General features: G+C 37.2%; 11 protein-coding genes. 8 read left to right on the plus strand and 3 right to left on the minus strand.

Annotated features, from left to right (window positions below; translation table 11 throughout):
- Nucleotides 1–13 precede the first annotated feature (13 nt).
- Nucleotides 14–529: a gamma carbonic anhydrase gene (locus tag ACHUE4_RS05335; RefSeq protein ID WP_394188340.1), complete on the minus strand. Its 516-nt coding sequence runs from the start codon at nt 527–529 to the stop codon at nt 14–16.
- 160 nt (nt 530–689) lie between these two features.
- Between ACHUE4_RS05335 and ACHUE4_RS05340 the strand changes: the two genes are divergently transcribed.
- The 8 genes from ACHUE4_RS05340 to ACHUE4_RS05375 all read left to right on the plus strand — a co-directional run bounded on the left by ACHUE4_RS05340 (nt 690) and on the right by ACHUE4_RS05375 (nt 9,485).
- Nucleotides 690–1,490 carry an alpha/beta hydrolase gene (locus ACHUE4_RS05340; RefSeq protein ID WP_394188341.1) on the plus strand — a complete coding sequence of 267 codons (801 nt, stop codon included), beginning with the start codon at nt 690–692 and terminating at the stop codon, nt 1,488–1,490.
- A 182-nt stretch (nt 1,491–1,672) separates the two neighbouring features.
- Nucleotides 1,673–3,130 carry an alanine/glycine:cation symporter family protein gene (locus tag ACHUE4_RS05345; RefSeq protein WP_394188342.1) on the plus strand — a complete coding sequence of 486 codons (1,458 nt, stop codon included), beginning with the start codon at nt 1,673–1,675 and terminating at the stop codon, nt 3,128–3,130.
- Between the two features lie 78 nt (nt 3,131–3,208).
- Nucleotides 3,209–3,457, plus strand: a complete 249-nt coding sequence (locus ACHUE4_RS05350; RefSeq protein WP_394188472.1) for a hypothetical protein — start codon at nt 3,209–3,211, stop codon at nt 3,455–3,457.
- An 804-nt stretch (nt 3,458–4,261) separates the two neighbouring features.
- Nucleotides 4,262–4,699, plus strand: a complete 438-nt coding sequence (locus ACHUE4_RS05355) for a hypothetical protein (protein WP_394188343.1) — start codon at nt 4,262–4,264, stop codon at nt 4,697–4,699.
- 51 nt (nt 4,700–4,750) lie between these two features.
- Entirely contained in the window at nt 4,751–5,518 is a 768-nt protein-coding gene (locus tag ACHUE4_RS05360; RefSeq protein WP_394188344.1) for a hypothetical protein, read from the plus strand.
- 70 nt (nt 5,519–5,588) lie between these two features.
- Nucleotides 5,589–6,350, plus strand: a complete 762-nt coding sequence (locus ACHUE4_RS05365) for a hypothetical protein (RefSeq protein ID WP_394188345.1) — start codon at nt 5,589–5,591, stop codon at nt 6,348–6,350.
- A gap of 163 nt (nt 6,351–6,513) precedes the next feature.
- Nucleotides 6,514–7,833, plus strand: coding sequence for an NAD-dependent malic enzyme (locus ACHUE4_RS05370; RefSeq protein ID WP_394188346.1), 1,320 nt, complete (start codon nt 6,514–6,516; stop codon nt 7,831–7,833).
- An 80-nt stretch (nt 7,834–7,913) separates the two neighbouring features.
- Nucleotides 7,914–9,485: an amidohydrolase gene (locus tag ACHUE4_RS05375; protein WP_394188347.1), complete on the plus strand. Its 1,572-nt coding sequence runs from the start codon at nt 7,914–7,916 to the stop codon at nt 9,483–9,485.
- 254 nt (nt 9,486–9,739) lie between these two features.
- Here ACHUE4_RS05375 and ACHUE4_RS05380 read toward each other — a convergent pair whose 3' ends face one another.
- Nucleotides 9,740–10,276, minus strand: a complete 537-nt coding sequence (locus ACHUE4_RS05380) for an isoprenylcysteine carboxyl methyltransferase family protein (RefSeq protein ID WP_394188348.1) — start codon at nt 10,274–10,276, stop codon at nt 9,740–9,742.
- Nucleotides 10,267–11,346, minus strand: a complete 1,080-nt coding sequence (locus ACHUE4_RS05385) for a type III polyketide synthase (RefSeq protein WP_394188349.1) — start codon at nt 11,344–11,346, stop codon at nt 10,267–10,269. Before ACHUE4_RS05385 ends, ACHUE4_RS05380 begins: the two co-directional genes overlap by 10 nt.
- Nucleotides 11,347–11,579: the final 233 nt, after the last annotated feature.

An 11,579-nucleotide genomic window follows, 5' to 3' on the forward strand; every position in this document is an offset into this window, starting at 1 on the left:
TTTTTTAATTCTATTAACCCTTTTGCATGGCTTTATAAATTTGTCCTTTTTCGGCATACTCTCGAACAATACGTTCCATATCCTTACGGTCTTCATCGTTTAAATCTCTGACTACTTTAGCAGGTCTCCCAAGAGCCAGTACACCCGGCGGAATCATTTTACCGGGTGGGACTAAACTGCCAGCGCCAATGAACGCTCCTTCTCCGATTAGAGCTCCATCTAACACAATCGACCCCATACCAATTAAAGCACCTTGTTTCACCGTACAACTATGTAAAGTCACTTGATGACCTACCGTAACCTCATCTTCTAAAATTAATGGAAAAGCTGGACTTTGATGCAAGCAACATAAATCTTGAATGTTTACCTTATTACCGATAATCGTTTTATTCACATCTCCACGGATGACCGTATTAAACCATACCGTAGACTCTGGACCAATCGTGACATCCCCACTAATTGTCACAAAATCAGCTATATATACAGATGCATCAATTTCAGGAGTCTTTCCATTAAAAGGGTAAATCATTAAATGACCTCATTTCTTCGTTTAGCTAAGTTTCATTATACTAAAAAAGAGGGAATCATAACTAGAATAGAGTGAAAGCCTATTTTATCCATCATATTATCCAGTAGGATAATGGTATAATAAAAGGATTAATAGCATTTAGTAAAAGGGGAAGATGTTCATGTGGAAATGGGAAGCAGAAGGTAAAGCAAAAGCTGTCATAGCTATTGTACATAGTGCATATGAGCATCATCGTCGTTACGCATGGACGATTGAACAATTTAGAAAATCGGGTTTTCATGTGGTGATGGGAGATCTCCCAGGTCACGGTGAAGATTCTTCATTAAATGAGGCACATGACGAAGATTTTGAGTTGTATTCTAAATACGTCAAACAACTAGTCGAAGTTTCCATGGCGGATTCCTTACCCGTATTTGTTATGGGACATGGAATGGGAGCGACTTTGGTTATGCATGCATTACAAACTCATTCTATTGAATGTGCAGGTGTCATTTTGACCTCACCATGGTTAAATTTACGTATCCAGCCATCTAAATTATCTGGGGCTCTAGCGAATATGGGCAAGCTAGCAGATCATATGAAGAGTACTCATGAAATTTCAATAAAAGAATTGACACGTAACTATGATGTATATGTACAAGAAAAAGACGATCCACTTTTTACAAATAAAATTACATTAAAGTGGTATAGAGAATTACAAAATTTGAAGAAAAATACGGTTGGTAGTGTTGAATCAATCTCCAATATCCCGGTATTATTAATGACCGGTGAACGTGATAAAGTAACGGATCCAGTTTTTAGTGAAAACTGGCTGAGCAAACAAAAATTATGTGAGTATCAATTTAAAGAATGGAAAAATGCTTATCATGATTTATTTCATGAGCCAGAGCGTGAAAATGTTTATTATTACACGGAATCATTTATGCACAATGTTCTGCGTTCTATAGGTTATATTATTTAATAGAATACACCAAAAGAAAAAGCACTTGACTGTGCTTTTTCTTTTTTTATCTTCATCTATCAAAATTAGCTTAAAATAATATTTTTTCAGACTATTTCTATTTCTCGGCTTGTGTTCATACAATATCTATAATATAGTGAATTGTGTGACAATAATGTGAACTATACAAAGGGGGAGAACAGATGGAAGAGTTTATTGGTCAAGTAAACAATTTTTTATGGGGTCCGTGGATGATTTACGGATGTTTAGCAGTGGGACTTTTATTTTCAATTCTTACACGTTTTGTTCAAGTTCGTTTAGTGAAAGATATGGTTCAACAGATTTTTAAAGGTAAAGAATCAGATGCAGGGGTATCTTCATTCCAAGCATTAGCTATTGCTTTATCAGGTCGTGTTGGTACTGGTAATATCGCAGGTACTGCAACGGCGATCGCATTTGGTGGTCCTGGTGCCGTGTTCTGGATGTGGATGATTGCCTTCATTGGTGCAGCATCAGCATTTGTTGAATCAACACTTGCACAAATTTATAAAGTGAAAGATCAAGGGCAATACCGTGGTGGTCCAGCCTACTACATAGAAAAAGGAATTGGCGTGAAGTGGTATGCCATTCTATTCGCACTAGCTGCTTTATTAGCAATGTCGATCTTAATGCCAGGTATTCAATCGAATTCAATTGCGATCGGAATGGAAAATGCATTTGGATTAGAGCGTTGGATCACTGGTGCAGCAATCGTTGTCATTTTAGGTATCATTATTTTGGGTGGAGTTAAACGTATTGCTCATGTTGCGCAATTAGTTGTTCCATTCATGGCAATTGCTTATATGTTAATGGCAATCGTTATTATCGGAATGAATATTACTGAATTACCAGGTGTCATTTCATTGATTTTCTCAAGTGCATTTGGTTTTGATTCTACTTTCGGTGGGATGATTGGTGCTGCAATTGCTTGGGGTGTTAAACGCGGAATTTACTCGAACGAAGCTGGTCAAGGTACTGGTCCTCACGCAGCAGCAGCTGCTGAAGTATCACATCCTGCAAAACAAGGTTTGGTTCAAGCATTCTCAGTATATATCGATACTTTACTAGTTTGTTCGGCAACAGCATTTATGATCCTATTTACAGGAATGTATAATGTTCAGCTAGATGATGGAGATGGCCCATTTGTTGTAGAAAACTTACCAGATATTGAAGCGGGTCCTGGTTATACACAAGCTGCCATTGATCTTGCGCTTCCTGGAACAGGAATTGGCGCTGGTTTCGTTGCGATCGCACTATTCTTCTTCGCATTTACAACAATCATGGCTTATTACTATATGGCTGAAACAAATGTGGCTTACTTATTAAAAGGGAATGCTGAAAAAATTGGGATTTTTGTTCTGAAAATAGTAATCCTTGTTACAGCGTTCTTAGGAACAGTACGTGAAGCTGGTCTTGCTTGGGCACTAGGGGATGTTGGTTTAGGATTGATGGTATGGTTAAACTTAATTGCCATCTTAATCATTGCCAAACCTGCACTTATTGCACTGAAAGACTATGAAGCACAGAAGAAAGAAGGCTTGGATCCTGTCTTTGACCCTACTAAACTAGGTATCAAAAATGCAGATTTCTGGGTTGACTACAACGAAAACTTGAAAAAATAATACACATTCGCCCAACCTAAGTTGGGCGATGTTTTTTTCTGTTATAGTTAAAGTAAAAAAGGGGTATGTTACGTGGAAATGGCTTTATCAGTCTTTATCATTGCTGTAGGAATTAGTGTATTTATTATCATGAAGAAATTCTCTCATACGAGTAAAACGTACTTAGTGAACTTTGCCATTGCGCTATTATTAGGTTTACTAGTGTTGCGTACGCTTATGCTAGATCCAATTGATTGGATCGGATACTTAGCCATTGTTTTTTGTGGACTAGGCTTCCTCGCACAATTAATTCTAGGATTTAAAAACTTAAAAATGTCAGAACAATAAAACCAACCGTTGCAGCTTGCAACGGTTGGTTTTTTATTGGGGTTGTTTTATTCCACTCTGCTTCCTTTACTTATCCGTCTCTTTGTCCAAACAGAGTTTGCCAGATGACCTATAACCATGACATCCTATTAAAATTTTTCAACATTATCGCTCAAGTATTAATCTCATTTGGTGTCTAGATATATTTAAGTCATTACAGAAGTAGTGTTAGTTTTGATTAATTTGTGTCATTAGGACTATTAGTAATAGAATCATCAAAGCTCCATTGATGAATACATAATTTATTTGTTTTCGGTAATAATAAAAAGTTCTGCATATTTCAGTTATAAACACATATATTTTTGGAGAGAATGATGAAGTGGAAGGGAATGGAAAAATAAAAATCAAGCATTTTTTTTTTGCTTTTTTGTAAAAATTGAATATTTTTCCATTGTTTCGACTTTTCCTTACAAATAAAAAAACGATTTCGACAGAAGCTTACAGAACCTCCTATGTACTAATAAATTTAATTGATTTAAATTAAGGTGGTAGGAAAAAAGGTTCAAGTAAATTTTACATGTGAATAAAGAAGTTTGATAAGTAGAACTTTTTATTCATTTAAATGTAATTATTTGAATAATTTTTATGAGTATTAAGTACTTTGTACTTTTACTATAAATTAATTTGGCCTGAGAGCCCCAAGGGAGAGGGAATATGAATCAACTATTCAAATCAGTTTATTAGTAAAAACATTTGTACCAGTATTTCGCTTCGATTGCTCTACTACGAAAAGATGTTTATAGCAATTGGAAGGGAGAGGAATTTATGAAAAAGCTTATTGGAATTATAATTGCCTCCTCTGTGCTGGTTAGTGCAGGATCGATTTATGCAAATGTTGATCCAGCAACCAAACTCTCAAATTGGTATGATCATTCATTTAAAAAGAAGAGCGGAAAATTAGGAGCAGAGACGGCAGTTGGACTCTTTAAAGTGTTTACGCAGTTTCAAGGCATTATGGAAGAATCAAAAGATTCGATTGACTCTTCAATTGTTAGCTTCACTGCGGACCGTGTGAAAGAGGTAGCTTTAGAAATAAGTCGAATCCAAAACGATACTGTAAACCGTTTAGATGAAACCGTTTCTGAATTAAAGAAAGAAAACTTCGATGACTATGCTGAAAATGCAAATATTGAAGAAGAACTCGATCAGAGTGTAGAAGAAATTCTGGAAGAGGTCTTAAGTGAAGAGGATTCAAATGAATAATGCGAAAAGCGGACATTCATTCAAAAAACACACCACAAAGGGGACATTCAAATGTTAAAAACAATCAAAGGTAAAGTAATTGCAGGTACAGTATCAGTAACATTATTAGCTGGTGCAGGAGCAGCCTTCGCTAGTTCTAATGCAGGGGCAAACTTAAAAGATTGGTATGATGGTCAGTTTAATACTGCTTCTGGGAATATTCAAAGTGATGTTGCTACAAATGTACAAAACAGAATTAATGGTTTAGCTTCTGAATATAATGGGCTAAAATCAGCAGCAGGAAATAGTATTAGTACTGATGGCACAACCGCAACAGCAACTGCTAGCGGAAACATTGACACAGCTGCACAAGAACATATCGATGCAATAAATGCAGAAAAAGTTCATATTCAAGGTTATATGGCTGGTCAATTTGCTTCCCTTGAAACATTTGCGGATGGTTTAATTAATCAAGCTGGAACTGCTGCAGTAAATTACGCAAATAATGATTTAACAAATTATACTGGAGCACAAGGTGTCGCGGCACGTACAAGTTTAACAACTGCTTTAGAAGACGATACTGAAGATGCAGTTGCTGAATTACAACAAGCAATTAGTGCTGCCCAAGGTGAGCTTCAAGGTCAATTAAATTCACTTGAAGATTCGACTACTGAAAATATTATTGATGCTATTGATGCTAAAATCGAAGAACTTCGTTTAACAATCACAGCTAAACGTGATGCTTTAGTTGCTGCTCAAAAAGTTCTTATTGACGCAAAAGCAGTTGAGTTAGAGGAAGCTGCAAAAGCTGCTTTACAAGCTGAAGTTGACGGCATTTAATTAGTTTTTTCATACTAAATAAGGACCTCGTTTTTTAGAGGTCCTTATTCTTGTAACTGGAGGTATTGTATTGGATAGTAGAGTTGAAAAATATAAAAAGAAGCGCAAAACCAAGAAAAATATCGTTTTAATAGGTGCTGTCATTTTAACACTTGGTATCGGAAGTGGTATGAAAACGACATTTGCAGATGCTGATGTCAGTACCATGTTAATTAATTGGTTTAATAATAAACAATCCGATTCCATCAGGGAAATTGATAGAGCAATAACTGCGGAAAAAGAAATCTTATTAGCCGATTTGAAACAACAACTTAAAGCTGAAATGGATGCTGCTGAAAATGATCTTTATCAGTTTACTGAGCAAGTAAAATCGGAACGAATTGCTTCATTGAGAGAACATGCATCTATTTTAATTGCTAACATTAATATTGATAACAGCAAACAAGAAGCTGCTATTACATCAAACATCAATTCAATTGTAGAAAATGCAATCGCTCAAATGAATAGCGCTGCCGCATCAATTCCTGAAACAGTTGTAGTGCCTGTACCTGAAACACCAGCAAAAAGTGAACCAGTAGAAGTTCCTGAAACAAAGCCAGAGCCAATCAGTGAAACGGTTCCAGCTCCTGTAACTCCTACTCTAGAACCATCTCCAATCACGGATCCAATTATTGAACCTGTAACGGAATCAGAAACTGAAGAGAAAACAGACATAGTTGAAGAGCCTACAACAGAATCAACTCCAGAACCAATCTCCACACCACCAAATATAGTAGTTGAAGATGTTCAAGCAAATCGTGATTCGAGCTTGGAAGATGAGTTAACTGAATAAATTTAGTTTTAACTGAAGGCTCTCTATTGAGGGTCTTTTTTTTTCGGATGTGACAATTAAATATTAATACAAATAAATACTACTAATAATCTCTTCAAAAATTTGCTATAATGGACGAATGACTTTTTCTAGCATAGATGCGTAGAAAAAATAGGAGGATATTATGGCATTACAAGAAATTATTCGTACGTTAATCGTTGAAACACCGTCAAAACCAGGGAACTTTGCGAAAGTAGCAACTGCAATCGGGGTAGCGGGTGGAGATATAGGAGATATTACAATTATCAAGGATGGCACGCTGTCTACGATTCGTGATATTAGTGTTAAATGTGAAAATCTTGAACAGTTAGATCAAGTAATTGAAAATGTTCGAGCGATTAGTGAAGATGTTCATATTCATGCGGTAACAGATGATGTACTAAAAGCGCATGAAGGCGGAAAAATTCACATGAAGAGTCGCATCGATGTACGTTCTTTAGGTGATCTTCGTCGAATTTATACACCGGGCGTTGCGAGTGTGTGTTTAGACATTCAAGAAGATCCAGATAAAGCACGCTATTTTACAAGTATCGGTAACACAGTTGCGATCGTTACAGACGGAACGGCGATATTAGGACTTGGTAATATTGGTCCTGTTGCGGGGATGCCTGTAATGGAAGGGAAAGCCGTTTTATTTGATCAATTTGCAGGAATTAGCGGAATTCCTATTTTACTTGATACGAGTGATATTGATTCAGTGGTTGAAACAGTTAAGCATATTCATCAAGGGTTTGGTGCGATCTTGCTTGAAGATATTGGTTCTCCGCATTGCTTTGAAATCGAAGAGCGATTGAAAAAGGAATTGCCGATTCCAGTTATGCATGATGATCAGCATGGAACAGCGGTAGTAGCACTTGCTTCGGTATTATCTGCTTGTCGTGCAACTGGAGTGGACCCTAAGAAAGCGGTTATCGGCCAAATTGGTTTAGGTGCAGCTGGTCTTGCGATATGTCGTATGTTAATGGCTTATGGTGTTGACAATGTTTACGGTATCGATCGTCAGCAAGAAGCTTTAGATCGACTTACTAGCTATGGTGGCCAAACACTTTCTTCATTGGAAGAGATTATGTCAACTTGTGATATCGTAGTGGCTACGACTGGAGTAGCCGGTCTGATTAAACCGAGTATGGTTCGCCCAGGGCAAATCATTTTAGCGTTGTCGAATCCAAATCCTGAAATCACGCCTGAAGATGCATTAGCGGCAGGAGCTGCTTATGCTGCGGATGGTCGTCTTGTTAACAATGCGATCGGTTTCCCAGGTATTTTCAGAGGTGCACTAGACGCAGGGGCTAGTGAAATTACGTATCCAATGCTTGTAGCAGCGGCTCAAGCTATTTTCAATCATACAAAACCAGGGGATTTAATTCCGAATCCGTTAGATCCTTCTGTACACCAAGTTGTTGCTCGAGCAGTTGAATTAGCAGCTACAAAACAAAAGTTATGAAACAAACCGGTCTTTTCCATTGTGAAAAGATCGGTTTTTCATTTACACTGATACAAAATCAACTTTTGGATGTGAATAATATGAAGCAACTTTTACATAATGCGAAATTCTATACAATGAAAAGTCCAAGCGACCATGTTGAAGCGGTCTTAATTGAAGATGGCAAAATTCTTCAATTGGGCAAATATGAAAAATTGAAGAACGAAACAGCCAATCAATTAGATTTAAAAGGATCATTCGTCTATCCCGGATTCGTTGATAGTCATATTCACTTAATCGGACATGGAGATAAATTACGCTATATCGATTTGTCCCTTTTTGAATCTGCAGAGACTATGAAGGAACATTTGAAAAATCACTTTGAACAGCGGAATCCGCAAGAATGGATTGTCGCAGAGGGATGGAATGAAAACAATTTTTCTGATAAAAAGATTCTTCATCGAACGGAATTAGACGAAATTACTACTTCACCACTCGTACTAAAACGCATTTGTCGCCATGCAATGATTGTGAATTCGAGAGCACTTGAAATAGCAGGAATTACTAAAGACACACCCGACCCAAGCGATGGCGTAATTGTTCGTGATGAATTCGGAGAACCTACAGGGTATTTAATGGATGGGGCACAGGCACTGATCTTAAAACATATTCCTGAAGTCAGTGTTGATCAATTAAGAACTTCTCTAGAAATGGCAGCCGAAGATTTACTTTCTTTAGGATTCACGGGTGTTCATACAGAAGACATGAGTTACTATGGAGATTACTCAAAACCACTTGAAGCATTTCAACAAACATTCGGTGAACATAAAAAGTTCCGAATTCATTTGTTGAGACATCACTTGGTTTTTGATGAGATGATACAAAGTGCATCCTATAGGGAACCTTGGATTGAGCCAGGTGCGATGAAAATATTTATTGATGGAGCGCTTGGTGGACGAACGGCTTTACTGACAAAACCTTATGCGGATGATAAATCCACACAAGGGGTCAACATACATTCACAACAAGAACTGAATGCATTGGTTGCGAAAGCTAGATCTTACGGAGAAGCTATTGCAGTTCATGCGATTGGTGATCTTGGAATGGAAATGATTGTAGAAGCTATCGAATTACATCCAGTGCCAAAAGGAAAACGTGATCGACTGATTCACGCAAACGTGCTAAATGAAAATTTGGTGAGTAGAATTGAAAAGCTAGACGTCGTGTTAGACATCCAACCGAGTTTTGTAACTTCTGATTTTCCTTGGGTGAAGGAAAGGCTGGGCGAAGAACGATTGACTTGGGCATACGCTTGGAGAAAATTAATCGATCGAGGGATTGTGTGTAGTGGTGGTTCAGATTCACCGATTGAAACGGTTGATCCAAGACTTGGCATGTATGCGGCAGTGGCAAGAAGAAATCCGGGTGAGACACACGACGGCTATTTACCTGAAGAAAAGTTAACTCGTTTTGAAGCCATTTCGTTATATACCACTGGAAGTGCATACGCTATTGGAAAAGAATTGACACGTGGAAAAATCGATGTCAATTACGATGCAGACTTCACTGTTTTTGACCGAGACTTGTTTGAAGGAACAGAAGAACAACTTTTAGATGCAAATGTTGTAAAAACGATTGTAGCTGGGGAAGTAATGTTTTCTAACAAGAACTAATGTAAATGAAAAAAGAGTAGCACGAAATGCGACTCTCAGTAAGGGGATTCGGACAATTTATCGTCCGGATCTTTTTAATTTTTCACTATTTAACATACTAATTTCATGATATGGAGTAAAACAGTGCAGACTCCTGCGAGAAAAGCGAAGTGCCGAAATCCGCTCGGACGAATAGTCCGAGTTAGTTCGGCGCAAGCCCGCGGAAAGCGCAGCTATTTTACGGAATATCATTAACATTTTACATGACTAATTATCTAGAAAACTTCTTTATAATTCGTACCTTCACAAAGTGCAGCTTCTTCAATTGGTATCCGAACAGATAACATGTACAGATTTAATAAAGTGAAAACAAGTGCTGTAATAAACGCATTAAACATTAATGGAATGACTAAAAGTTCAAGAGCAACGATTGTGTAATTAGGATGTCTCATATATTGAAAAGGTCCTTTTTTAACGACAGAAGCTCTAGGAAGTATCATGATTTTTGTGTTCCAAAATCGTCCTAATGAAGAAAGTATCCAAATCCTCATTAATTGTGTTACTGCAAAGACAGTGAAGAGTGGCAATAAAAATATAAACAGTCCTCGATTCAATAATGTGAATTCAAGCAATAGGCTAATAAAAAACCCTATATGCAAAGCAACCATAAATGGATAATGACGTTTGCCCACTTCATATCCGCCTTGAGATTTAATCCACTCTTCATTTCGCTTTGCTATAAATAATTCAATAACTCGTTGAATGATGACAAATCCGAAAATGATGAGAAAAACAATTACGTTTATGTCCATTTTAATAGCACCAATTCGCCACTGAATCCTGGACCCAGTGCAGTTAATAATCCAATATCTCCACTACTTTTCTTTTGCTTCATAAATTCTTCTAACACATATAAAACAGTTGGGGAAGACATGTTGCCGTGATTCTTTAACACTTCTCTTGAGATATTCGTTTTATTCGAATCTAAACCCAATGCTTTTTCATAAGCTGCTAAAACTTTTTTTCCACCCGGGTGTGCAATGAAGTGATCAATTTGTTCAGCAGTGATTTGATGCTCGTTTAAGAATTCGGTGACAAAGGGTTCTAGCCATTTTTCAATAATGGAAGGAATACTTTTTGAAAAGACCACATGCAGACCATCATTTTTCATATTCCAACCCATGACGTCTTCTGAATTCGCCATTGTTTTAGAAGAGGTAGCGACAAAACTTGGTAGGGGCTCACTTGAAGAGACCTCCACTTCATCTCCGCAAACTAAGGCGCAGGCTACTCCATCCGCAAATAAAGATGCACCTATTAAATTGCTTTTCGTGTAGTCATTCGGTTGAAAGGTGAGGCTACAGAGCTCTACACAAAGAATAAGTACCTTTGCTTTTGGATAGGCAAGACAATATTCAAATGCGCGACTCAAGCCAGATGCTCCTCCTGCACAACCTAAACCCCAAATCGGAATTCGTTTGACATAATCCGAAAATGGCAATTGGTTTAAAATGCGTGCGTCAATGCTAGGGGTTGAAAAACCAGTACTGGAAATAAAAAATATCCCGTCAATTTCTGAAGGATGAATAGGTTGTTTTAAAAAAATGGAATTGTTCAAGCAAGCATGGACAGCTAATGAGCCATAAGAAGTGGCTAACTCGATATATAGACGATTTCGTTCTTCTAAATCATGTGGTTGTTCGAACCACTCCATCGGTACACAAAACTGCCTTGATTCGATTTCACCGTTTTCAAAAACTTTTAACATCCGGTCTAAGTCTGCGTAGTGATCAGTAAATAAATTTTTTAATAATGTAGCTGCGTCATTTTGAGAGTATGAGTAGGGTGGCTTATATGAACTAATTGAATGGATTTGAGGCATACATATTCTCCTTATATGGTTCAATAATAGTTTCAGCTTTTCCATATAAAAGAAGATATATTCAAATAAGAGACTGTTCAACAGGTGATTAACAAAAACTGGTGGAGGAAAAAGATTTATATTACTTTATCTGTTTTTTGGAAACACCACGATGAAGTGACGAACCCTATAAAGACTAAAACTTCGGTTAAAAATTAACACAGCTTTGAAAAATGATGAATATAATAGATTAT

Origin of the sequence: Paenisporosarcina quisquiliarum (genome assembly GCF_043641925.1) — a bacterium.
Taxonomy (GTDB): Bacteria; Bacillota; Bacilli; order Bacillales_A; family Planococcaceae; genus Paenisporosarcina; species Paenisporosarcina quisquiliarum_A.

Bases quoted from the DNA above. Each gene is read 5' to 3' on its own strand.
- ACHUE4_RS05340 (WP_394188341.1), top strand. From the start codon at position 690: ATGTGGAAATGGGAAGCAGAAGGTAAAGCAAAAGCTGTCATAGCTATT.
- ACHUE4_RS05385 (WP_394188349.1), bottom strand. From the start codon at position 11,346: ATGCCTCAAATCCATTCAATTAGTTCATATAAGCCACCCTACTCATAC.
- ACHUE4_RS05355 (WP_394188343.1), top strand. From the start codon at position 4,262: ATGAAAAAGCTTATTGGAATTATAATTGCCTCCTCTGTGCTGGTTAGT.
- ACHUE4_RS05335 (WP_394188340.1), bottom strand. From the start codon at position 529: ATGATTTACCCTTTTAATGGAAAGACTCCTGAAATTGATGCATCTGTA.
- ACHUE4_RS05360 (WP_394188344.1), top strand. From the start codon at position 4,751: ATGTTAAAAACAATCAAAGGTAAAGTAATTGCAGGTACAGTATCAGTA.
- ACHUE4_RS05350 (WP_394188472.1), top strand. From the start codon at position 3,209: ATGGCTTTATCAGTCTTTATCATTGCTGTAGGAATTAGTGTATTTATT.
- ACHUE4_RS05375 (WP_394188347.1), top strand. From the start codon at position 7,914: ATGAAGCAACTTTTACATAATGCGAAATTCTATACAATGAAAAGTCCA.
- ACHUE4_RS05370 (WP_394188346.1), top strand. From the start codon at position 6,514: ATGGCATTACAAGAAATTATTCGTACGTTAATCGTTGAAACACCGTCA.
- ACHUE4_RS05380 (WP_394188348.1), bottom strand. From the start codon at position 10,276: ATGGACATAAACGTAATTGTTTTTCTCATCATTTTCGGATTTGTCATC.
- ACHUE4_RS05345 (WP_394188342.1), top strand. From the start codon at position 1,673: ATGGAAGAGTTTATTGGTCAAGTAAACAATTTTTTATGGGGTCCGTGG.